A 22,502-nucleotide genomic window follows, 5' to 3' on the forward strand; every position below is an offset into this window, starting at 1 on the left:
GCGCTTGAGTTCCCGATCCTGCCGTTTAGCACGTTCCAATGCGGCGTCCACCGCTCTTTTTGGAACGCCGCCGTGGAACATCGGTCCAAACCTTCTTGTCGGCGACGGGTGCACTACGGCCATGAGCACGGCGGCGCTTTCGGAACCGCAGGTCCTCGCCCACGCCAAGCGACGGCTCTTTCCGGACCCCGACGAACCAGGGGTGTACGCCGTGTCCGACACGCAGTTCGCGACCGACGAGTGGCTCGCAGGACGACCGATCCCGGACTCGGTTCGCGAACGACTCGCCCCGTTCAACCACGTCCGGTTGGGAACGGGGTATCCGGATCTGGTCGGCGTTCGGGTGCTCGAATCGGACCTGCTCGCCGTCGAGCGACTCGGCTCCACGCCGCCGCTCGTCGCTGTCGAGGCGAAGGGGTACACCGAGACGGGTGGCGTCGACGTCGAACGGGGGGTCATTCAGGCGTACGACCGCCTCGGCGAGGCGAACGCCGCGTACGTCGCCGCGCCGGCGGCGGCCGTCTCGTCGATGGCCCGAACGATGGCGCGCGAACTCAACGTCGGGGTGCTCGGCGTCGACACCGACGGCCAGGTCACGCCGCTGGAGGTGCCTCGCGTGGTCGGTACCCGAGCCGCGAACGGTACGAGCGCGATTCGATCTCCCGACGATGCGGACTCGATCCGGTTTCAGGCGACCGCACAGGGCGTCGCGGACGCGTCGTTCAGTCTCAATCACCCGAAGAACTATATCGCGTATCCGCTGGCGCTGTATCACGCCGACGACACCGACGCCGCCCTGACAGAATACGTCGTCGGGGAGACAGACGGGGCTCGAAACGGGGCCGCCTTTCTCGGTCTCGTCTCCAGGAAGCCCGACGGCGTCGAACTCACGCCTTTGGGACGGGAGATCGTCCGGTTCGCGCTGGATCGCTACGGGTCAGCCGACGCGGCGCTCGACGCGTTTCGGTCGTGGAAGCGCTCACGAAAGCGGTTCTGCGAGATCGCACCGCAGTGGGGGACCGTGACCCGTCGCGTCGTGTACGCGTATCCGGCGACCGAACTCCTCGTCGAGGAGCTACAGACGATGCATGACGACGGCATCGCGGACCCCTCGCTCGTTGATCTCGTGGAGTGGCTCCACGTGCAGCGCCCCGCGTTCACCGTCGAACTGTTCGTTCGCGGGACGGATCGGGTTCGCAGTCACGTCCTCGATACCGAGGGGGAGCTCCGGACGGAGGCGCTCACCGACGGGAACGTGTTCCACTCGCCGACCGTGTTTCAGCTCAAGACCATGCTGTTTCACGCCGGGATCCTCGCCGAGCGCGGGACGGAACCCCACCGACTCGATCCGGAGACCGATTCGTGGCGGTTGCGCCACGCCCTCGCTCCCGTCCGCTGAAGCGTCCGTCGTCTGTGCTCGTCCGACGTTCTCTCCCATCGAGAACCATCTAGGTGGTCTTTGCGCTCCGGCGGCCTCACTCATCGCATGTTCACGTCACGATCCGTCGCGTTCCTCCAGGGACTGACCGTGTTCGCCGATCCGTGGCAGAGTCGCTCTCTTACGATCGAACGGGGGAGATGATGTACGAACTGTTCCGACGGGGCGCGATCGCCCTCCTCACGGTGCTCGTGTTACTCAGTCTGTACTCGGCCCCCGCCGCCGCACAGCGCGGGATCGGCGGGACGATCGTCGTCGAGGAGGGCGAAACCGTCTCGGAAGTCTCGGCCGTCGGCGGTGCCATCGTCGTTCACGGGACCGTGACCGGAGACGTGAGCGGCGCGGCGGGCAACGTCCTCATTACCGGCACCGTCGACGGTGACGTCAGCGTCGCGACCGGGAATATGCGGATTTCGGGCGGCGTCGGCGGCGGCGTCTCCGCGGGAGCCGGGAGCGTCTCTCTCGAGGAGGGGGCGACGGTCGGTGGGTCCTTCGACGTGGGTGCCGGCGAGGTACGGATCGACGGGTCCATCGGTGGCGACGCACGGATCGGCGCGGAGACGATCCAGCTCGGCGAGCGCGCGTCGATCGCCGGATCGCTCACTTACGACGGGCGGCTCGAAGGTAATCGAGACGCCGTCGCTGGCGATATCGTTCGCGATTCGTCTCTCGGCCCGACGACCGCCGACGGGTTCCAATCGACAATCTCGTCGGTCGTCTCGGTCTACGCGTTCGTCGCCAACCTCCTCCTCGGCATCGTCCTGCTCGCGCTATTCCCGCGATTCTCGGAGGGCGTCGCCGATCGCGTCCGAACCGGCCCAGTAAAGACCGGTCTCGCCGGCTTCGGCCTGCTCATCCTCGTCCCACTGTTGCTGGTGGCGCTTTTGATCACGATCATCGGCATCCCGATCGCGCTCGTCGGCCTCCTCGCCTTTGGCTTCGTCGCCTGGATCGGCATCGTCTACGGGCGATTCGCGCTCGGGATGTGGCTTCTCTCGATCGCCAGTTACGAGCGGGCCGCTCACAATTGGATCGGATTACTTCTCGGATTGTTTTTGAGCGCTGTCCTCTCCGCCATTCCGATCCTCGGCGGACTGCTCAACTTCGCCCTTTTTGTGCTTGGAGTGGGTGCGTTGGCTCTCGGCCTCTACCACCGACGCGGCGCTCCCGGAGTGCCCCGCTCAACCACGGTTCGAACCGACGACGGCTGAGGAGACTCGTTTCGGCTCGAATTCCGGCCTCCGAACGGAAATCTTCAAAAGGTGTCCGGATGCAGGCATACGTAATGGCTGTAGTATCGATCGAGACGCTGGCGTTTCTTCTGTTCGCCCTGCTGACGGTCGGGGCGAGCGTTGGGGTCGTGTTGGTCCGCGACGTGTGGCACTCGGCGCTGCTTTTGGGCGTCGCGCTGCTCTCCGTCGCGGTCCACTACGTAATGTTACGCGCCGAGTTCCTCGCGGTGATGCAGGTTCTCGTTTACGTCGGTGGCGTGTTGGTCCTCATCACGTTCGCCGTTATGCTCGTCCGTCGGGACCCGGTTTCCGACGCGGACGCGGACCCCGACGCCGATACGGGGGTCACGCGATGACGACGCGACCGCGACTGCACCGCGGCGAGATGGTCATCGGCGTCATCGCTGTCGCGCTCTTCGCGTTCCTCTCGGCGGTGTTTCTCACCGCCGGCTTCGGCACCGCCGGGGCGTTCCCCGAGGGGTCGGTCACCCGATCGATCGGCTACGCGATGTTCAACCTGCCCGGTGCGGACATCGATAGCGAAGGGTTCCTCGTCGCGTTCATCACGATCGCGATTCTTTTGGACGCCGCCCTCGACGGGGCGGTCATGCTGGCGAGGCGGGAGGACGACTCCTGATGGCGCTCGAAACGGTCCCCGCCGAATACTATCTGGTCCTCTCGGCGGCCGTCTTCTGTGCCGGTCTGTTCGGCATTCTCACCAGACGGAACGCCCTGATGTTTCTGATCAGCGTCGAGTTGCTGTTGAACGCCGCGAACATCAACCTCGTCGTCTTCGCGTTCTACTGGGGGAACGTCACCGGACAGGTGTTCGTCCTCTTCACGATGGCCCTCGCCGCCGCGGAGGTCGCCATCGGGATCGGGATCATCCTCGTACTACATCGAAACTTCGACGACGTCGACGTGACCGACGCGGCAACGCTAAAGTGGTAACATGGCGCTGATTTACGAACTCACTCCGGCAATCGTCCTGCTCCCGTTCGTATCGTTCCTGCTCGCGCTGTTTTTCGGCAAATGGCTGCCGAAGAAGGGTGCCGTGCCGGGCATCTTCGCGACGGTCGCGGCGCTCGGCCTCTCGCTCGCGACCCTGGGTTGGCTGCTCGTGACCGGCGAGCCGCACAACCAGACGTGGTACACGCTCGTTGACGCCGAGGTGACCTTCGATCTCACCTTCGGCATCCTGATCGACCAGCTCTCGGCAGCGATGCTCGTGATCGTCTCGCTCATCGCGTTTCTCGTCCACGTCTTCTCGCTCGGCTACATGAACGACGAGGGCGAACCGGGGCTGCCGCGCTACTACGCCGGGTTGGGGCTGTTCACCGCGAGCATGCTCGCGTTCGTGGTCGCCGACAACCTCCTGATGGCGTTCATCTTCTTCGAGCTGGTCGGGCTGTGCTCGTACCTCCTCATCGGCCACTGGTTCACCGAGGACGCCCCGCCGTCGGCGGCGAAGAAGGCCTTCCTCGTCACCCGGTTCGGGGACTACTTCTTCCTCATCGGCGTCGTCGGCGTCCTCGTCACGTTCGGCACCGCGAACTTTGCCGGTAGCGAGGGGTTCCCCGTGCTTGCCGAGAGTGCCATCGAGGCCGGCGAGACGTTCTATGGGCTCGGAGCCGAGACGTGGCTGTCGATCCTCGGGCTGCTCGTGTTGGGCGGCGCGTTCGGTAAGTCCGCGCAGTTCCCGTTTCACACGTGGCTGCCCGACGCGATGGAGGGTCCGACGCCCGTCTCCGCGCTGATTCACGCGGCGACGATGGTCGCCGCCGGCGTCTACCTCGTCGCCCGGATGTACGGCTTCTACGCGCTGTTGCCGACGGTGCTCGCGATCATCGCCTTCGTCGGCGGCTTCACCGCGCTGTTCGCCGCGACGATGGCCGTCGTGAAAAACGAGATCAAGCAGGTGCTCGCGTACTCGACGATCAGCCAGTACGGCTACATGATGCTCGCGCTGGGATCGGGGAGCTACGTCGCGGCCTTCTTCCACCTGACGACGCATGCGATCTTCAAGGCCCTGCTGTTCCTCGGGGCTGGATCGGTCATCATCGCCATGCACCACAACGAGGACATGTGGGAGATGGGCGGGCTGAAAGACGAGATGCGGACTACGTATCTCACCTTCCTCGCCGGCTCGCTCGCGCTCGCCGGCATCTTTCCGTTCTCGGGCTTCTGGTCGAAAGACGAGGTGCTGTTCGAGACACTCGTCCACGCGCTCGGCGGGAGCCCGCTGCTGTTCGGCGCGTACGCGATGGCGCTCGCGGCGGTGTTTCTCACCGGCTTTTACACGATCCGGATGGTGCTTCTCACCTTCCACGGCGAGCCGAGAAGCGACACCGCCGAGGCTCCCCACGGCGTCGGCTGGAACGTCAAATTGCCCCTGTCGGTACTTGGTGTGCTCGCGGTCCTCGCCGGCGCGCTGAACCTCGTTCCGGTCGAGAAGCTCTCCGAGGGCGCGCTCCACGTGGCCTTCCTCGAACAGTATCTCTATCGGGACGTCGGCTTGCTCACTCACGGCGAGCACTACGGCGAGCTGTTGGAGACGTACGCCGGGTATCAATCGGCGTACATCGGTAGCGAGGCGACGACGGTGCTGCTCGGTGCGGGCCTCGGCCTTGCCCTCGCGCTGCTCGGTGCCAGCTCGGCGTACGGGCTCTATCGCGGCTCGGAGCCGGTCAGACACACGGCGAAACTCGGCGGTCTCAGAACGCTTCTCATGCACAACTACTACCAAGACGAGTATCAGGTGTGGCTCGCCCGCGGGTTCACGGTCCGACTCGCCGCCGCCGCCAACACGTTCGATCAGGGCGTCATCGACGGCGCGGTGAACGCGCTGTCGAGCGTGAGCCTCTTTGCCGGTGACCGTCTGCGTCGGATTCAAACGGGTATCGTGACCAATTACGCGGCGCTGTTGCTGTTGAGCCTGCTCGCGTTACTCGCGGTCTTCGCGGTCCTCGGAGGGTGGTTCTGAATGTTCGTCGAGGCGCTCATACTGCTGTGTTTCCTCGCGGCAGCCGTCGTCTTCGTCGCCCCCGACCGGTACGCGCCCAAACTCGCGTTTTGGCTCTCGGTCCCGCCGCTTCTCGTCTCGCTGTACATGTATCTCGGCTTCGACGGGAGCGGAAACGCCCTGCTCGGCGGCGAAATCGCCTACGAGACGTTCGCCGAGTGGCTGCAGTTCGGCCCCTACGCCGTCAACTACCACGTCGGTCTGGACGGCATTTCGCTCCCGCTCGTCATCCTCTCGACGGTGTTGACGACGCTCGCCATCCTGAGCGCGTGGACGCCGATCGACAGCCGACAGAGCCAGTTCTACGGCCTGATCCTGTTTCTCGAGGGCAGCCTCATCGGCGTCTTCGCCGCGCTCGATTTTATACTCTGGTTCGTCTTCTGGGAAGCCGTCCTGATTCCGATGTACCTGCTCATCGGCGTCTGGGGCGGCCCGCGCCGGAAGTACGCCGCGATCAAGTTCTTCGTCTACACGAACGTCGCCTCGCTCGTCATGTTCATCGCCTACTTCGGGCTGCTGTTCGGCCTCGGGGACGCCATCTCCTCGACCTCGATGCCCGCGGCCGCCCAGGCGCTCCGGGCCGGTCAGTTGGGGTATCTCGGTACGGCGACGGTCGGCATCGGCCCGGAGACGCTCGCGATGGTCGCCTTCGTGGCGATGTTCGTCGGCTTCGCGGTGAAAGTCCCCATCGTCCCGTTTCATACGTGGCTGCCGGACGCCCACGTCGAGGCCCCGACGCCCGTCTCCGTGCTGTTGGCCGGCGTTCTCCTGAAGATGGGGACGTACGCACTGCTTCGGTTCAACTTTACGATGCTGCCCGAGCAGGCGGCGATGCTCGCCGCGCCGATCGCGGCGATCGCCGTGGTCTCGATCATCTACGGCGCGCTCCTCGCGCTCGCCCAGCAGGACCTCAAGCGGGTCGTCGCGTACTCCTCCGTCTCCTCGATGGGATACGTCATATTGGGCCTCGTCGCCTACACCGTCTACGGCGTCGGCGGCGCGACGTTCCAGATGATCGCTCACGGGCTCATCTCCGGACTGCTGTTCATGACCGTCGGTGTCTTCTACAACGCGACGCACACGCGCATGATCGGCGACATGTCCGGGATCGCTGGCAGGATGCCGGTGACGGCGACGGTGTTCGTCGCCGGCGCGTTCGCGTACATGGGTCTGCCGCTCATGGCGGGCTTCATGGGCGAGCTGTTCGTTTTCATCGGCGCGTTCGAGTCGACGGTGCTGCCCGCCGCGCCGCTGTTCACCGCGGCCGCGATGTTCGGCATCGTGATCGTCGCCGGCTACCTGCTGTGGGCGATGCAGCGGTCGCTGTTCGGCCCCTTCAGACTCGAAACCGACTACGACCTCGGCCGCGCCCCGATACACGACCTCGCTCCGCTGCTCACGCTGGTCGTGCTCATCATCGCGCTGGGGATCGCTCCGGACATCTTCTTCGAGATGATCCGCGATGCGACGCTCGACGTCATTGCGTTCGACTTCGGAGGTGACCTCTGATGACCGAGTGGCTCCTGCTCGCGCCGGTCGGCGCGTTCGTTCTCGCGGCGCTGGCGCTGTTCGTGATCGACATGATCTCGCCCGATGCGACCGACAGTGGCCTCCTCGCAGGGGTCGCAACCGCCGGATCGATCGCCGCGCTCGCCGCCTCCGGCGTGCTTCTGTTATCCGATGCGGCCGCCGGTGGCGTCGAACTGTTCGGCGGTCAGCTGGTCGTCGACGGGATGAGTCTCCTCTTTACGTTCATCTTCGGCAGCGTGACCGCGCTCGTCTCGGTCGCATCGCTCGATTACATCCGTGGGATGGCCCACCAGGCCGAGTACTACCTGCTCGTCCTGCTGGCCGCGACGGGGATGTCGATCATGGCGTCGGCGAACAGTCTCGCCGTCGTCTTCATCTCCCTCGAACTGGCGAGTCTTCCATCCTACGCGCTGGTCGCGTATCTGAAAGGCAACCGCGGCTCGGTCGAGGGAGCGCTCAAGTACTTCCTGATCGGGGCGCTCTCGTCGAGCATCCTCGTCTACGGTATCTCGCTCGTTTACGCTGCCACGGGGAGCCTGTTGCTCGCCGATGTCGCCGGATCCATCGGTGGAGCGGCGGCCAACTACACCGGTGTTCTCGGCGTCGGATTGCTCATGATCATCGCCGGCTTCGCGTTCAAGACGGCATCGGTCCCGTTCCACTTCTGGGCACCCGACGCCTACGAGGGCGCGCCCGCGCCGGTCGCGGCGTTCCTCTCATCGGCGTCGAAGGCCGCCGGTTTCGTCGTCGCCTTCCGCGTGTTGCTCGTCGCGTTCCCGATACAGGAAGTCGCGGGCGCCGTCGACTGGGTGTTGGCTTTCCAGATCCTCGCTGTGCTCACCATGACGGTCGGGAACTTCGCGGCGGCGACCCAGGAGAACGTCAAGCGAATGCTGGCGTACTCCTCGATCGGTCACGCTGGATACGTTCTGATCGGACTGGCCGCGCTGACAAACGTTGGCGGACTGAGCGCGGAGGCGACCGTCCTCGGCGCGAGCATGCTTCACCTGCTCGTCTACGGCTTCATGAACACCGGCGCGTTCCTCTTCGTCGCGCTGGTCGAACACTGGGGGGTCGGCCGCACCTTCGAGGACTACAACGGACTCGCGCGCGAGGCCCCGATCGCCTGCGTCGCGATGACGGTCTTCATGTTCTCTTTGGCCGGCCTGCCGGTCGGCGGCGGTTTCGTCTCGAAGTACTACCTGTTCGCGGGCGCGGTCGGCGCGGGCGTCTGGTGGCTCGCGCTGGTCGGCGCGGTCAACAGCGCGCTGAGCCTCTACTACTACAGCCGAGTCGTCAAGGCCGTGTGGATCGAAGAGCCGGCCGAACAGCGAACCATAGAGCGGTATCCGACCGCGCTGTACGTCGCGGTGCTCACCGCCGCCGTCGTGACCGTCCTCCTGTTGCCGGGACTGTTCGTCTTCGACGGCGCAGCGTTCGACGCGGCCGCGGCGTTGCTCTGAGCCGCCTCGAACGCTTTCTGACGGCTCCTCCGAAGCGCATCGGCGGTCCAGCACGCTTTAGACCGTCGAGGGCACATCGGTAGCCATGGACCGGCTGGTGTTGGGATACGATGCGGTCGGCGCGTCGTTCGTCGAGCGATTGGCCGATCAGCCGGGCGAACTCGTCGTTCTCACTCCCGACACGGAGCGAGCCGAGTCGCTGCGTGACGGCGAGATCGCGGCCCGCCACGTCGACATCGGGAACGTCGACGACGTTCGCACCGTCGCTGGGGATATCGATTCAGTCGTCGTCGCCCCGCTCGGTTCGGACGAACTCCGGACGGCCGTCTCGACGGCCCGTTCGGCCTACCCGTCGGCGTTCCTCATGGTCTGTCTCGGCGGTGAGACGACGGCGGACGACCGACGCAACGTCGAGTCAGTTGCTGACCGGATCGTAGACCTCTCGGCCGATGTCGGGGAGGCCGTGCTCGATCGAGCCGGCGACCCCGGCCTTCGACTGCGAAAGCTCCGCGAAGTCTTCGACGAGATGGATGGCCGCCTCGCCGTCGTCGCCCACGACAATCCGGATCCGGACGCGATCGCCTCGGCGATCGGACTCAGACGGCTCGCGATGGAGTTCGGGGTCGACGCGGAGGCGTGTTACCACGGCGAGATCAGCCATCAGGAAAACCGAGCGCTCGTCAACCTCTTCGGGTTCGAACTGACGAATCTGCCGTCCGACGCCGATCTCTCGTCGTTCGACGTTTTCGCTCTCGTCGACCACTCCCGGCCCGGTGTCAACGACGGGCTGCCGGAGGGGACGCCAGTGGATATTGTGATCGACCACCATCCACCGAGAGACCCCGTCTCTGCGAAGTTCGTCGATCTCCGTAGCGACGTCGGTGCGACCTGTACGCTCATCGTGGGCTATCTCGACCGATTCGGCATCGAGCCGACGGAGGAACTGGCGAGCGGGCTCCTGTACGGTATCCGAACCGACACGCTGGAGTTCAGCCGCGGGGTCTCGATAGCGGATTTCGATGCGGCGGCCGGACTCGTCGAACTGGCCGATACTGATCGGCTCAGACAGGTCGAGTCACCGAGCGTCTCGACAGAAACGCTCGGCATACTCGGTAAAGCCATCTCGAACCGAACCGTACAGGACGACGTCTTGACGACCTGCGTCGGGCCCATCTCCGATCGCGATACGCTCGCGCAGGCTGCCGACCGGCTGCTCGCCATGGACTCGATCACGACGACGCTCGTCTTCGGCTACACGGAGGATACGGTGTTCGCCTCCGCACGGGCTCGTGGGGTCGAACGCGACCTCGGCGAGATCCTTCGTGACGCGTTCGGACAGATCGGGAGCGCCGGCGGCCACGCGGATATGGCGGGCGCACAGATCCCCGTCGGCATTCTGACTGACGAAACGGCCGACGACGACGAACGCGGCGACGTGATCACCGACGTGATCACGGATCGATTCTTCGAGGCGCTCGGGATCGTCCCCGACTATCCAGCGACGTTCGTCTACACCGACTCCGGCGACGGCGACGATCGACTCAACTGAGCAGTCGGTCGATGAGGTGACCTTTTTGCCGCTCGGCATCGTTGTTCGGACAATGGACGATACCCCCTACGACGGTAAACCGAGGGTGAAAGATTACATGACGCGCGATGTCGCGACCGTTTCGCCGGACGACACCGTCGGTGACGTGGCCGAGCGCATCGCCGGGAGCGACGACCACAGCGGCTTTCCCGTGTGCGACGGGCGTCGCGTTCAGGGATTCATCAGCGCTCGCGATCTGCTACTCGCCGATGATATGGATCCGATCTTCAAAGTGATGTCCGACGACATAATCGTCGCACACCCGGATATGCGGATCACGGACGCGGCTCGCGTGATCCTCCGATCGGGGATTCAACGACTGCCGGTGGTCGACGACGCCGGAAACCTCGTCGGGATCATCTCGAATGCCGATGTCATTCGATCTCAGATCGAGCGAGCGACACCCGAGAAGGTCGGAAAGCTCCTGCGAACGCTGGAGAGCATCCATGGGGTCGAGGCGGTCGAAGAACGCCGGATGGTCGATCTCTCGGCGCTCGTGCCGACACAGACGAGAGTGTACACCGACGAGTTGGAGGGCCGAAGCTACGAGCTACAGAACGGACTGGCCGAACCGCTCGTCGTCATCGACAATGCGGGGGAACTCCTCCTGGCGGACGGCCACCACCGCGTGAAGGCGGCGGCGCGGCTCGGGATTGAGGAGATGGACGCCTACGTTATCCAGCTCGACCAGCGGGTGGAGTTGGGGATGGCGAAAACCGCGCGCAAGAGCAATCTCGAAACGATCGACGACATCGAGGAGGTCGACTACGGCCATCACCCGCTCGTCGAGACGACGAAGCGGCTGCAGGATCCCGAATAGCGCATCCCCCGTTCGTGACGATTCACGCTCGTTCGAGGGGTGGAGATCGGGCGAGTTGTTCACCCAACCCGTTGGAAGCGGGAGGTCTAAGTGTACGCGCGCGAAGGTACCAGATGATGCGATCGAATGGGTTCGTGTCCCTGCTCGCGGCGACCGTCATCGGCGTATATGTGCTCGTGGTCGTCGGTGCGACTGCCGCCCTCGCGGACGCTGCAACCGCGTGCGGTGGCTGGCCACTCTGTCAGGGCTCGCTGTCAAATCCGGACGTCCTCGTTGTCCTCTTTCACCGTGCGGCCGCGACCGTAGTCGGCCTGTTGGTCGTGGCAGCCGCCGTTGTCGGCTGGCGTCGCGTGACGCGACGGGTTCAAATCGCGCTGGTTATGTCCCTGTCGTTGTACCCGTTTCAGGCGGGGCTCGGCGCGCTCGTGGCCACCGGCGCGGCGCTCGAACAGATTCACCTGTTCGTCGGGATGGTCATCTTCGGCACGCTGGTGCTCGCGCTCGCGTGGCACCTCGAAGCGGAAACCGGCACCGACGACGCCCCCGAGACGCCCCCCGATCTTTCCGGACCGGTCGACGAGCCCGTCGAACCGCCCGCGTCCGTACACACGCTCTCTGGGATGTCGCGGCTCAAAGCCACGGTCGGTGCGTACTTTCAGCTGATGAAACCTCGGCTCATGTGGTTGCTCTGTCTCGTCGCGGGCGCCGGGATGGTGCTGGCCGGTACGCCAACGGTCCGAACCGTCATCGCCACGCTCGGCGGCGGCGTGTTGGCGATCGGCGCGTCGGGGACGTTCAACCACGTCCTCGAACGCGATATCGACAAGCGGATGGAGCGAACCTCGGATCGGCCGCTCGCGACCCACGAGGTCCCGGTTCGGAACGCCTTGGCCTTCGGCGGGCTGTTGACCGTTGCCTCGCTGTGGGCGTTCCTCACCGTGAATCTCCTCACCGCCGCACTCGGGTTGGCCGCGATCGCCTTCTACAGCGTCGTCTACACGCTCATCCTGAAGCCAAACACCGTCCAAAATACGGTGATCGGCGGCGCTGCGGGCGCGCTCCCCGCGCTCATCGGCTACGCCGCCGTGACCGGAACCGTCGGTCTCGGCGGGCTCGTCCTCGCGGGAGTCATCTTCCTGTGGACGCCGGCGCACTTTTACAACCTCGCGCTGGCCTACCGCGACGACTACGAGCGCGGCGGATTCCCAATGATGCCGATCGTGCGCGGCGAAACCGAGACGCGTAAACACATCGTGCTGTATCTCGCCGCAACGCTTCTCGGCGCTGGCGTCCTCGCTGCGGTGGCGAACCTCGGTTGGCTCTACGGACTCACCACGGTCGCACTTGGTGCCGTCTTCCTGTGGATGGTCGTCCGACTCCACTATGAGCAGTCCGAAGGTGCTGCCTTCAGAGCGTTTCACGCGTCGAACGCCTACCTCGGACTCGTGCTCGTCGCGATCGTCGTCGACGCGCTCGCCATCTAAGGGGACCGCATACGAGTCGGCCACAGTCGACTCGTGGGCTGGCGACGATCGGTGTCACTTCTGTATCCATCCGTGGCAGCTGAGTCGGCGACAAGTCTCTCATCCGTCGATTTGGATCTCTTCAGAACCCGGCCGTAGCCGGCGGCCGTTTCGATCGCTTCCGCTCGATCCCAACAGTACCGTCTAGATCGGGCTGTGCAGTATCTGGAGCGCGATCAAGAAGAGGAACACCAAACCGAGTCCAGAGATGCCTGCCCCGACCGCGTGAGCAGTGCCGAGCCCGGACCGGCGAGCTATCTGGTAGGGTCCCCCAAACAGGAGGACCGAGAGCACTATCAAGACCGCGTACAGCGTGATTCCTGACAACGCTCCCAACGCCTCGACGACTGCGAGTACGAAAACCTGTGACATCATTGTTTTGCGGCTACTGTCGAGTGGTTTCTTCAGGCGTGTAAATAACCTTTGCCGTCGGTCGTCGCGCCCCGTACAACAAGAGCTAAGTGGATTACACCGTCACTAGAACTAACGCCACAATATACCATGATTGATCCCTTCGTACTGCAGCAGGTACCGGAAAACTGGCGAGCGCAGGCTGAAGTCTTCTCGGAGATCTTCCTGGTGTTTCTCGCCATCGGAACCGTCGTCGGTGTCGTCGTCGTCGCTTATACGCTGTATAACGCGTATAAATATCGCGGGAGCGAGAGCGACGGCTCGTCATTCGACGCGCCGCAGCTCGGTGAACTTCCCACCGGGCAGAGCGGCGGAAAGAGCAAAAAGCTGTTTCTCTCCTTCGCACTCAGCGCGATCGTCGTCATCAGCGTCGTCGTCTATTCGTACACGCTCCTCCTGTACGTCGAGGCGGGACCGACCTCCGAAGTCGAGACCGAGGGGAGTATGGAGATCGACGTCGTCGGCTTCCAGTTCGGCTGGGAGTTCGAGTACCCCAACGGACAGACGTCGCTGAACGAAATGCGAGTGCCGGCCGGCGAGGATCAGGTGATCCGGTTACATGTCACCTCCGACGACGTCTGGCACGCGTTCGGGATAACGGAACTGCGCGTCAAGGCCGACGCGATCCCCGGAGAGACTGCTACCACCTGGTTCGTCGCCGACGAACCGGGCACCTACGCGATCGAGTGTTTCGAACTTTGCGGAATCGGTCATTCGCAGATGGGCGGTCAAGTCACTGTTATGGAACCGGACGAATTCAACGAGTGGTATGAAGGAACGGACGAGGGAACATCACAGAGCCAAGTGGAGGTGAGTAGCTGATGAGCGAACTCCCCCCAACCTCGTCGATTCGACGCTGGCTCACGACGACGAATCACAAGGACGTCGGTATCCTCTATCTCCTCACCTCGACGTTCTTCCTGCTCTTCGGCGGCGTGTTGGCGCTTCTCATTCGCGTCGAGCTCTGGAACCCCGGAACGATGGTACTCGGCGGGAACGGCATGGGGTACAACGAGGCTGTCACGGCTCACGGCCTGATCATGGTCTTTTGGTTCCTCTCGCCGTTCGCATTCGGCTTTGCGAACTATTTGGTGCCGCTCCAGATCGGGGCTGACGACCTCGCGTTCCCGCGCCTGAACGCCCTGTCGTACTGGATGTACGCGTTCTCGGGCGTGCTGATGGGCGTGTCGTTCTTCCAAGGCGGGACGATGACGGGCGGCTGGACGCTCTACGCGCCGCTCAACCTGCCAGCGTACACGCCGAGCATCGGATCGACAGGCACCGTCCTCGCGATCGCGATGTTCGTCGCCGCTGTCACCGCCTCGACGGTGAACTTCCTCGTCACGATGCATCACTCCCGTGCGGAAGGGATGGGGCTGATGGACATGCCGATGTTCTCGTGGTCCATCCTCGCGACCGTGTGGATGATGCTGTTCGCGTTCGCGACGTATGCTGGCGCGCTGTTGATCCTCTCGGCGGATCGGATCCTCGGCAGCGTCTACTTCTCCGCAACCGAGGGTGGCGCGCTGCTTTGGGGACACCTGTTTTGGTTCTTCGGCCACCCCGAGGTGTACATCGTCTTCTTCCCGGCACTCGGGGTCATGCTCGAGATCTTCCAGACCTTCTCCGGGAACAGACTCGTCGGCAGAAAGTGGGTCATCATCGCACTCGTGTTGATCGCGATTCAGTCGTTCCTCGTGTGGATGCACCACATGTTCCTGTCGACGATCAACCTCGAGATCAAGACGCTGATGATGGCGAGTACGATCGGCATCTCGCTACCGTTCGACCTGCTCGTGTTCGCCCTGATATACACGTTAATAAAGGGGCGGGTCAGTTTCAAGACGCCGTTCCTCTTCGCGTTCGGATCACTCCTGCTGTTCATCCTCGGTGGAATCACCGGCGTCTTCCTCGGTGCGATCGTGCTCGACTACCAGTTCCGCGGCACCTACTGGGTCGTCGCTCACTTCCACTACGTGATGTTCGGCGGCGCGACCGCGCTCATCGGGGGCATCTACTACTGGTTCCCGAAGATAACCGGGAAGATGTACAACGAGCTCCTCGGCAAGGTTCACTTCGTCGCGTTCTTTGTTTCGTTCAACATCGTCTACTTCTCGATGTTCACGGCCTGGGAGACGCCACGCCGGGTGTTCGAGTACCAACAGTCGCTCGTCACCTCACACCAGATCGGGACGATCGGTGCGTTCATGCTCGGATTGTCGTTCTTTATCATGTTCTACAACCTCGGAAAGAGCTACCTCTCGGGCCCGGTCGCGCCGGACAACCCGTGGGAGTACGCACGGACCGCCGAGTGGGCCGTCTCGTCGCCGCCGCCGCTCGAAAACTGGGACGGCCGTCCATCCTATGCGAGCGGCCACCTCGAGTTCATCGAGCGCAGCCACGACGGTCCCGCCGCGACCGACGGCGGTCACGCGACGTCGAACGAGGCGAGCGATTACCTCCTCGGCGACAAACACCCCTCGCACACGAGCATCTGGCCGATCGCTGTGAGCGGTTCGGTGTTGGTGATGTTGCTCGGCTTCTCAGGCATCGCACAATCACTCGCGATCGAACCCGGATCGACCCTCGGTGGCGTCTCGGTCGCGCTCGAGGGTACGATTATGTACCCGTTGTTGACGGTCGCCGGCTTGGTCGCGCTGTTGTACACCAGCGTCAAGTGGGGGCTCGAAGACTTCTACGCCCCGCCCGCGAAGATCGCTAACCGCTGGCCGTTCGACAACATCGAGAAGAACAAGCTCGGTATGTGGTTCTTCCTGGCCTCCGACGTGCTGGTCTTTGGCGCGTTCATCTCGGCGGCTATCTTCATTCGAGTCAACTCCGGCTGGCGGAGTTGGACGTCGCTACTCGACTCGCTGCCGGGGCTCGTCAACACGTTCGTGCTGTTGACCTCGTCGTTCACCGTCATCCTCGCGCTCGTCTTCTCCCGGCGGCGAAACCGGACGGGACTGATCGCGAGCCTCAGTGCGACGATGCTGCTCGGCTTTACCTTCCTCGGAATCAAGGCCTGGGAATGGCATCACGAGATCTACGACGTCGGCATCACGCTGACGCAGAACCCGTACGGCCCGCCGATTCAGGCGACGCTGTACTTCGTGACGACCGGTCTACACGGCATCCACGTCATCATCGGCCTCATCGTGGCGGCGTTCCTCCTCGTCCGCGCCTACCAGGGGTACTACCTCGATGACCACCGCCCGGTGGAGTACTTCGGCCTCTACTGGCACTTCGTCGATATCGTCTGGGTCTTCCTGTTCCCGCTGTTCTACCTCTTCTGACCGCGGCCGATTCCGCTTTTTGCCGTCGAGACAACACTCGGAGCGATGTCTATGGACGGTACGTGCCCGCGGCGAGCGCCGGGACGTTCGCGCGTTTTCGTTCGATACTGAACGTTGGGCGAACACCAGTAGGTGGGTCAACAATCCGTAGTGGCGACCTCTGTTCGTCTCTCCGACTGCGGTGGTCGTCCACCAACTGTTTGTTCGCGTTCTATACGCGGAGACATGGGTGTCGTCCGAGTAGCTTTATACCACTCGGACAAAACGGGGAGATATGATCGATTCACTTCTGGATCCACCCATATGGAGCGGAATCGTTGGGGCGCTCCTCGGTGTCGGGTTCTGGATCGTCGGTCCTGTGATCGCCTACCTCGTCTGGGAGCGCTACCGCGGTAGCGGACAGGAATAATTATATGCACACGTGCCATTGAAATTCGTAGACAAGGATGGCTTCCGACTCCCTCAAGCTGTATACCGGCATTTACATCGCGTTGCTCGCGCTCGCGGCGTCGAAGTATATCTTCTTCAACATTCCCTTTTTCGGCTACTGGGACGCCTTCGCCGCGACGATGATCGCCGCGTCGCTAAAGACTGCACTGATCGTCGGCTACTTCCAGCATCTCCGCTCGGAGAACCGGTCGCTGACATGGCTCATGGCCCTGAGCCTCGCCCTCGTTCTGTTGCTCATGGCGGCGGCGAGCTACTCGGTCACCTAACGGATCGGCACCAATTTGGGATCTTTTTTGCCGCATCTGAGCCATCGGATCTGGCGTCACTCCTACCCTAGCGCGTGCTCCCACTAGTGATCTCTCGTTGTCACAGCACCACTATACTATCGCCGAGCCGCCCGCAAGGGCTCGTTCTGCATACAGCGTGCGTTCCGATGTTCGCCGTTCGTGGATAAAACGACGGTTTCAGGCGTCGTCAGAGGTTTCGCCGCCGCCGAAGTCGCTCCAGACGACGAGGAAGATCGCGCCGATAAAGAGTCCGCCGACGAGTGCGGGACCCGCCGATCCGCCGCCTTCTAGCAGTGCGATAGTCACGTACGGGAGCCCGATGGCGGCACCGAACGCGATGACGAGCGCCGTCTTCATGTTCATACTTGTGTCTGTTCGTCCGCGACCATAGGTCTTTCCCGAGCGGACCGGCATCGCGTTTCGATCACCACCGACGACATTCCTTTTGTGTACCCACCCGATCGGTGCGTATGCAGATCGAACCGTTCCGACTCGAACGCTGGCTCGCGGAGGTCGAAGTCGACGCGGACGTGATGCTTGCCGAGAGCGGCGTTAGACCGCTCTCGGCAGACCGATTCGACACGGATCCCGGGGAACTCGGTTACGTCATTCCGACCGCCGGCGACTCGACGTTTCGAGCCGAGATCGGCGACCATCACGGCCGAAGCGCCGACGAGACGCTCTTTACGTGTGGAACACAGGAAGCGAACTTCCTCGCGTTGCTCGCGCTCGCCGACACTCACGTCGTCGTCGTCACGCCGACATATGGTTCGTTCACCGGCCTCGCGGAGTCGCTTTGCGACGTCACGCGAGTTCCGCTCGAAGAGCCCGACTGGAAACTTGATCCGGACGCGGTCGCGTCGGCACTGCGGCCGGACACCGATCTCGTCGTCGTGGTCAATCCCAACAACCCGACGGGTCGGTACCACGGCGAGGAGACGATGCGCGCGGTGTACGAGCGCTGTGCCGACAACGGGACGTATCTGCTCTGCGATGAGGTGTATCGACTACTCTCGCCCGACCCGATCGCACCGGTTTCGAGCTTCGGGCGGTACGGGATCTCGACTGGCGGCGTCTCGAAATCGTTCGGCCTCGCGGGCCTTCGGTTCGGCTGGCTCTGCGCATCGCGCGGGGTCCTCGCGGCCGCCGAAAACTGGAAGGATTACACGACGATCGCCCCGCCGAAATTCGGTCAGCACGTCGCCGAGCAGGCGTTTGACCGGCGCGCAGAACTGCTCGCGGAGAACCGCGAACACGTCGCGGACAACCGCGCCGCCGTCGAAGCGTCCTTGGACGCCCACGGGCTCGCGTGGTCGGCCCCCGACTGCGGCGTCAACGCCCTCGTGGAGGTCCCACCGGGATTCGCGGGTGGATACTCCTTCTGTCGGAGCCTCGTGACGGAGGAGTCGGTCGTTCTCGCCCCCGGCGAGGCGTTCGACCGGCCCGAGTGGTTTCGGATCGGATTCGGGCTGCATCGCGAGGAACTCGAGGAGGGGCTGTCGCGGATCGAGGCCTTCCTCGCCCGACACAGCTGAACGTGGGCCGCCCCGCCCAACGGTCCCGTTACCGTCGCTGCGATCGTCGGGTTGGATAATCCTCCCGCGGTTCGCTCGCGCGACCGATCAGTCGTTCGATCCGCTCTGCTACCGGCGGGTGCGTCGCGAGCAGTCGACTCAGCATCCCCTCCTCGTCCCCGTGGACGTACAGCGAGGAGCGTATTCCCCGCCCGGGCGTGGCGGCCCGCTGAACCTTCACGAGCGCGCGGGCCAGCGCTCTGAGATCGGCGGTCGCGTCGACGGGTCGATCGTCCGCAGCGCACTCGCGTCGCCGTGAGTGCGCCCGCAACGCGAGCGTCAACGCGAACAGCAGGATGACGACGGCCTGTGCGACCAGCCACCGGACCGTCGCAGCGTGAAGGGCCAGCGGATGCGGGCGCTCGCCGCGGAGTCACGCCGATGCGCGGACGACGCCACCGACGAAGGCGACGAGTGCGTACGCGAAGCGCAGCTCGACCCCGTCGAACGCCACCAGAATGCGAAATAGGAGCCGTCGCATGGGACGCGTGTGGGAGCTCGACGCGCTCCGTCACTCGACGCCCGTGATCTCAGTGACCGTTCCGACGCCCTTCGATCGGCCCTCCCGGAAGACGAACCGCTGGCCCGCCTCGATCGCGTAGGGGCGGAACTTGAACCGGACGCGCGCCACGCCCGTGTCGCCCGGAAGGAGCTGTCCACCCTCGGGGTGGATCGATGCGGTCTCGCTCACGGTTTCGAGGTGGATGACCGGCTCGTACCCATCGTCGATCCGCGTCGGGTGGTTCAACACCATCACCTCGGCCTCGAACTCACGGACTGCGTTGGGTTCCGCCGTCCGGGGGAGGAGTACCATCCCGCGCTCGAGATCTGTCTCCGCGATCCCCTTCAGCGCGAGCCCGACGATCTGGCCCGCGGCGGCCTCGTCGACGCGGTGATAGTGCATCTCGATCGAGCGGACCTCGACGGGGCGGAACGTTCCGTCGGCGAACGGCCCGACCAAGAGTTCGTCGCCAGCCTCGACGCGTCCGGAGCGGATCGTCCCGGATGCGACCGCGCCGACGCCAGTCACGTTGTAGGTCCGATCGACGTACATGGAGAACTCGCCCGCCTCCGCGCCGGTTTTCGGGAGCTGCTCGAACAGTTCGTCGAGCACGTCGAGGCCGGTCTGTGTCACTGCGCTCGTGGACACGATCGGGACGACCCGCTCGCTGATCTCGTCGATCGCCGCCGTAATCCCGTGGCGTTCGACCGGTAGTGGCGTCCGGTCGGCGTCTCTGAGGAGCTGTTCGACCTCGCGTTTGACCTCGTCGGTACGCGTCTCCGACACCATGTCGGCCTTCGTGATCGCCACGATCGTCGGTAGCTCCGTCGCCAGCAGGATGCCGAGGTGTTCGCGTGTCGTCCGGGTCGGGCCGTCGTCAGCCGCGACGACGAGGAGGCCGTAGTCGAGCTTCTGCCCGACGAGTCCTCGGATCGTCGTCCGGAGCCACGGTTCGTGGCCGACCGTGTCGACGAAGGAAACGAGTCGATCCGCCGTCTCGACGATCCTCGCTCGGTCGGATTTCCGGTGTGGATTGTCCATCCGCACCGGGCCGTCGTCGTCGAACCCGTAGACGCCGTAGGAGAGGTCCGCCGAGAGCCCCCGCTCCATCTCGTGTGGGCGAACGTCCAGGAAGCTCCGGGTGCCGCCCTGGCCGTCGTCCGCCGAGCCGGTCACGAGCGAGCCGACGAGCGTCGATTTGCCGTGATCGACGTGGCCGGCCGTCCCGACGACGATGTGGTCGTCGTCGGCTTCGAGAACGGATCCCTCGCGGAGGGTCGCGACGCCGACGAGCCCATCCGCGTCCGTCGCGTCCTCGCCGTCGACGCCCCACGTCTCGACGTCGTCGATGTGTGCGCCCGCCTCGTCGGCCAAAAGCGAGAGGACGTCCATTGACTCGGAAAAGGCGGGCGGTGAGATGCCGGCGATACCGCCGTTGTCGGTGACGCCGACGACGTACGTCGCCTCGCCGTCGCCCGAGAGGATCCGGTGGCGAAGCTGGGCAACGAGCGATTCCAAGCGGCCCTCAGCGAGGTGGGTCGTTCGGGTGAGCCGTTCTTTGAATTCGACGCTGCCGCCCTCCCGCTCGCCCCGGTTGAGGGCGCGTCGGAGTGCGGCCCGGTCGGCGCTCATACGCGAGAGGGTAACAACCACGCCGCTAAAAGCCTTCCCCGGAAAACCGGCGAAAAAGGCCGTCAGTTGGTCCCCGTGTCCGGATTTCACCTCCGTTCGGATCCAGCGGGGTACGGACGGCTACGTATCCGATTCGCGCACCCGATCGAGCGCCTGCAAAAAGCCGTCGGCGAATGCGCCCTCGGTGACGCCGTCCGCCGTCCGTTTCGCCGTCTCGTCGGCGTTTTCGACGGCGAAGGACCGTCCCACGAGCTCGAACAGTTCGGCGTCGTTTTCGGAGTCGCCGACCGCGACGAACGCCTCCGGGTCGTACCCGAGCGCCGCGGCCGCGGTTTCGAGGCCGCTCGCCTTGTCGACATCGGGCGCCTTGACGTGGTAGGCGTACCCCGTGTCCACGACAACCATCCCGTGTTCGTCCGCAATCTCGACGAGCGGTTCGAGCGGTTGGTCGCGGGCGACGGCCAGTTCGGTCTCGCGCCACCTGTTGACCGGATCGACGGCACCCCAGCCGAGCTCGTAGCCGGCGTCGAGATACGCGCGCTCGACGGCCCGCGAACCCTCCGGATCGCCGTTGTAGAGCACTTCATCGACGGATTCGACGTAGACCGCGCCGCCGTTCTCCGCGATGACGTTCAGAGGGATCCCGAAGAACTCACACAGTCCCACGGGATACGGAAACGACTTCCCGGTCGCGATGACGACCGGGGCCTCCCACTTCCGAATCGGGTCGAACACGCGAGGGTCGATCGATTTGTCGGGGCGCGTCAGCGTGCCGTCGATGTCGGCGGCGAGCGGCGGAACCATTGGCCGCGTTTCGGTCGCCGGAGACATGAAGTCCTCGTCCGCCGTACGGTACTCCATGCCAGTCACGCGCGCACTCGACGACATCCACACCGTCGATCCGCTCCTCGATGGGATGGCCGGCGGCCTCTCGGTGTACCTCATCGACGCTCCCGAACCGACGCTGATCGACACCGGGACGGCGGACTCCGTGGAGGCGATCTACGACGCGCTCGACGCCGTCGGGATCGACCGAGACGAGGTCGAACACGTGCTCGTCTCCCACATTCACCTCGACCACGCCGGCGGTGCCGGACACCTCGCTGTCGAACTTCCCAACGCGACGTTTTATATCCACGAGTACGGCTTCGATTTCCTGACTGCCTCCGACGACTTCGAGCGACTCAAATCGAGCGTCGACCGGGTGATGGGCGAGGAGAACGCCTACGGCGAACCCGAACTCCTCGACCCCGATCGCTGTCGCGCCGTTGAGGGCGGCGACACTGTCGATATCGGCGACCGGGAACTCGAACTGATCTACGCACCCGGCCACGCGTCGACGCACTACGCCGTCTTCGATCCAGCGACCGAAGGCCTCTTTACCATCGATTCAGCGGGGATGTACTTCGAGGGCGCGCTCCGCCCGACGACGCCGCCGCCGGAGTTCGACCTCGAAACGATGCTTGACACCGTCGATCGGCTCCGCGCGTACGACCCCGCGCGGATTTTTTACGGCCACTTCGGCCCCGGAAGCCGCGACGCAGTCCGCGAGCTCGATCGGTACGAACGGCTCCTCCCCGAGTGGGTGGATACCGTCCGCGAACTGCGCGCCGAACACGGTAACGATGCGGCCGCGATCGCCGGCTCGCTTGGAGACGAATGGCAGAGCTTCTCCGTCGAACTCGACGTCGAAGGTGTGCTCCACTATCTCGACCGGGAGTAGCTTTAGGCCGA

The 22,502-nt window shown here is 64.3% G+C and carries 22 protein-coding genes; 17 read left to right on the top strand and 5 right to left on the bottom strand.

Annotated features, from left to right (window positions below; genetic code table 11):
* The first annotated feature begins 121 nt into the window (after nt 1-121).
* The 11 genes from DM868_RS11400 to DM868_RS11450 all read left to right on the top strand — a co-directional run bounded on the left by DM868_RS11400 (nt 122) and on the right by DM868_RS11450 (nt 12,577).
* Entirely contained in the window at nt 122-1,399 is a 1,278-nt protein-coding gene (locus tag DM868_RS11400; protein WP_137276998.1) for a hypothetical protein, read from the top strand.
* Nucleotides 1,400-1,542: 143 nt separating this feature from the next.
* The gene (locus DM868_RS11405; RefSeq protein ID WP_222845530.1) at nt 1,543-2,649 is read left to right on the top strand and encodes a hypothetical protein; all 1,107 of its coding nucleotides are present in this window, start codon (nt 1,543-1,545) and stop codon (nt 2,647-2,649) included.
* A gap of 74 nt (nt 2,650-2,723) precedes the next feature.
* The gene (locus DM868_RS11410) at nt 2,724-3,026 is read left to right on the top strand and encodes an NADH-quinone oxidoreductase subunit J (protein ID WP_137276999.1); all 303 of its coding nucleotides are present in this window, start codon (nt 2,724-2,726) and stop codon (nt 3,024-3,026) included.
* On the top strand, nt 3,023-3,307 hold the full coding sequence (locus tag DM868_RS11415; RefSeq protein ID WP_137277000.1) for a proton-conducting membrane transporter: 285 nt from the start codon (nt 3,023-3,025) through the stop codon (nt 3,305-3,307). The genes DM868_RS11410 and DM868_RS11415 overlap by 4 nt, the downstream gene beginning before the upstream one ends.
* On the top strand, nt 3,307-3,621 hold the full coding sequence (gene nuoK, locus DM868_RS11420) for an NADH-quinone oxidoreductase subunit NuoK (RefSeq protein ID WP_137277001.1): 315 nt from the start codon (nt 3,307-3,309) through the stop codon (nt 3,619-3,621). The genes DM868_RS11415 and nuoK overlap by 1 nt, the downstream gene beginning before the upstream one ends.
* A 1-nt stretch (nt 3,622) precedes the next feature.
* Nucleotides 3,623-5,653 (top strand): NADH-quinone oxidoreductase subunit L, encoded by a 2,031-nt coding sequence (gene nuoL / locus DM868_RS11425; RefSeq protein WP_137277002.1) that lies wholly within the window; start codon nt 3,623-3,625, stop codon nt 5,651-5,653.
* Nucleotides 5,654-7,201, top strand: coding sequence for a complex I subunit 4 family protein (locus DM868_RS11430; RefSeq protein ID WP_137277003.1), 1,548 nt, complete (start codon nt 5,654-5,656; stop codon nt 7,199-7,201).
* Nucleotides 7,201-8,685 (top strand): NADH-quinone oxidoreductase subunit N, encoded by a 1,485-nt coding sequence (locus DM868_RS11435; protein ID WP_137277004.1) that lies wholly within the window; start codon nt 7,201-7,203, stop codon nt 8,683-8,685. The genes DM868_RS11430 and DM868_RS11435 overlap by 1 nt, the downstream gene beginning before the upstream one ends.
* Nucleotides 8,686-8,770: 85 nt before the next feature.
* Complete coding sequence (locus tag DM868_RS11440) at nt 8,771-10,234, top strand: DHH family phosphoesterase (RefSeq protein WP_137277005.1); 1,464 nt, start codon at nt 8,771-8,773, stop codon at nt 10,232-10,234.
* Nucleotides 10,235-10,286: 52 nt separating this feature from the next.
* Nucleotides 10,287-11,093 carry a CBS domain-containing ParB/RepB/Spo0J family partition protein gene (locus DM868_RS11445; protein ID WP_137277006.1) on the top strand — a complete coding sequence of 269 codons (807 nt, stop codon included), beginning with the start codon at nt 10,287-10,289 and terminating at the stop codon, nt 11,091-11,093.
* Between the two features lie 113 nt (nt 11,094-11,206).
* Nucleotides 11,207-12,577 carry a heme o synthase gene (locus DM868_RS11450; protein ID WP_137277007.1) on the top strand — a complete coding sequence of 457 codons (1,371 nt, stop codon included), beginning with the start codon at nt 11,207-11,209 and terminating at the stop codon, nt 12,575-12,577.
* A gap of 183 nt (nt 12,578-12,760) precedes the next feature.
* Here DM868_RS11450 and DM868_RS11455 read toward each other — a convergent pair whose 3' ends face one another.
* Nucleotides 12,761-12,988 (bottom strand): hypothetical protein, encoded by a 228-nt coding sequence (locus DM868_RS11455; protein WP_137277008.1) that lies wholly within the window; start codon nt 12,986-12,988, stop codon nt 12,761-12,763.
* 129 nt (nt 12,989-13,117) lie between these two features.
* Between DM868_RS11455 and coxB the strand changes: the two genes are divergently transcribed.
* The 4 genes from coxB to DM868_RS11470 all read left to right on the top strand — a co-directional run bounded on the left by coxB (nt 13,118) and on the right by DM868_RS11470 (nt 17,039).
* Nucleotides 13,118-13,849, top strand: coding sequence for a cytochrome c oxidase subunit II (gene coxB, locus DM868_RS11460; protein WP_137277009.1), 732 nt, complete (start codon nt 13,118-13,120; stop codon nt 13,847-13,849).
* Nucleotides 13,849-16,323 carry a cbb3-type cytochrome c oxidase subunit I gene (locus DM868_RS11465; protein ID WP_137277010.1) on the top strand — a complete coding sequence of 825 codons (2,475 nt, stop codon included), beginning with the start codon at nt 13,849-13,851 and terminating at the stop codon, nt 16,321-16,323. Before coxB ends, DM868_RS11465 begins: the two co-directional genes overlap by 1 nt.
* Nucleotides 16,324-16,597: 274 nt before the next feature.
* Nucleotides 16,598-16,732 (top strand): hypothetical protein, encoded by a 135-nt coding sequence (locus tag DM868_RS15650; protein WP_281280703.1) that lies wholly within the window; start codon nt 16,598-16,600, stop codon nt 16,730-16,732.
* Between the two features lie 37 nt (nt 16,733-16,769).
* On the top strand, nt 16,770-17,039 hold the full coding sequence (locus DM868_RS11470) for a cytochrome C oxidase subunit IV family protein (protein WP_137277011.1): 270 nt from the start codon (nt 16,770-16,772) through the stop codon (nt 17,037-17,039).
* Between the two features lie 198 nt (nt 17,040-17,237).
* Here the strand turns inward: DM868_RS11470 and DM868_RS11475 are convergent, their stop codons facing one another.
* Nucleotides 17,238-17,423: a hypothetical protein gene (locus tag DM868_RS11475; RefSeq protein WP_137277012.1), complete on the bottom strand. Its 186-nt coding sequence runs from the start codon at nt 17,421-17,423 to the stop codon at nt 17,238-17,240.
* Between the two features lie 107 nt (nt 17,424-17,530).
* Here DM868_RS11475 and DM868_RS11480 point away from each other — a divergent pair, with 107 nt between their 5' ends.
* Complete coding sequence (locus DM868_RS11480; RefSeq protein WP_137277013.1) at nt 17,531-18,595, top strand: pyridoxal phosphate-dependent aminotransferase; 1,065 nt, start codon at nt 17,531-17,533, stop codon at nt 18,593-18,595.
* Nucleotides 18,596-18,623: 28 nt separating this feature from the next.
* On the opposite strand, the gene DM868_RS11485 is transcribed toward DM868_RS11480, so the two are convergent.
* The 3 genes from DM868_RS11485 to DM868_RS11495 form a co-directional block, all read right to left on the bottom strand.
* Nucleotides 18,624-18,983, bottom strand: coding sequence for a M48 family metalloprotease (locus tag DM868_RS11485; RefSeq protein WP_137277014.1), 360 nt, complete (start codon nt 18,981-18,983; stop codon nt 18,624-18,626).
* A gap of 162 nt (nt 18,984-19,145) precedes the next feature.
* Nucleotides 19,146-20,768 carry a GTPBP1 family GTP-binding protein gene (locus DM868_RS11490; RefSeq protein ID WP_137277015.1) on the bottom strand — a complete coding sequence of 541 codons (1,623 nt, stop codon included), beginning with the start codon at nt 20,766-20,768 and terminating at the stop codon, nt 19,146-19,148.
* Between the two features lie 120 nt (nt 20,769-20,888).
* Complete coding sequence (locus DM868_RS11495) at nt 20,889-21,572, bottom strand: phosphoglycolate phosphatase (RefSeq protein ID WP_137277016.1); 684 nt, start codon at nt 21,570-21,572, stop codon at nt 20,889-20,891.
* Nucleotides 21,573-21,627: 55 nt separating this feature from the next.
* Between DM868_RS11495 and DM868_RS11500 the strand changes: the two genes are divergently transcribed.
* Nucleotides 21,628-22,491 carry an MBL fold metallo-hydrolase gene (locus tag DM868_RS11500; protein ID WP_170964493.1) on the top strand — a complete coding sequence of 288 codons (864 nt, stop codon included), beginning with the start codon at nt 21,628-21,630 and terminating at the stop codon, nt 22,489-22,491.
* The last annotated feature ends 11 nt before the right edge of the window (nt 22,492-22,502 follow it).

This window comes from Natronomonas salsuginis, assembly GCF_005239135.1.
Taxonomy (GTDB): domain Archaea; phylum Halobacteriota; class Halobacteria; order Halobacteriales; family Haloarculaceae; genus Natronomonas; species Natronomonas salsuginis.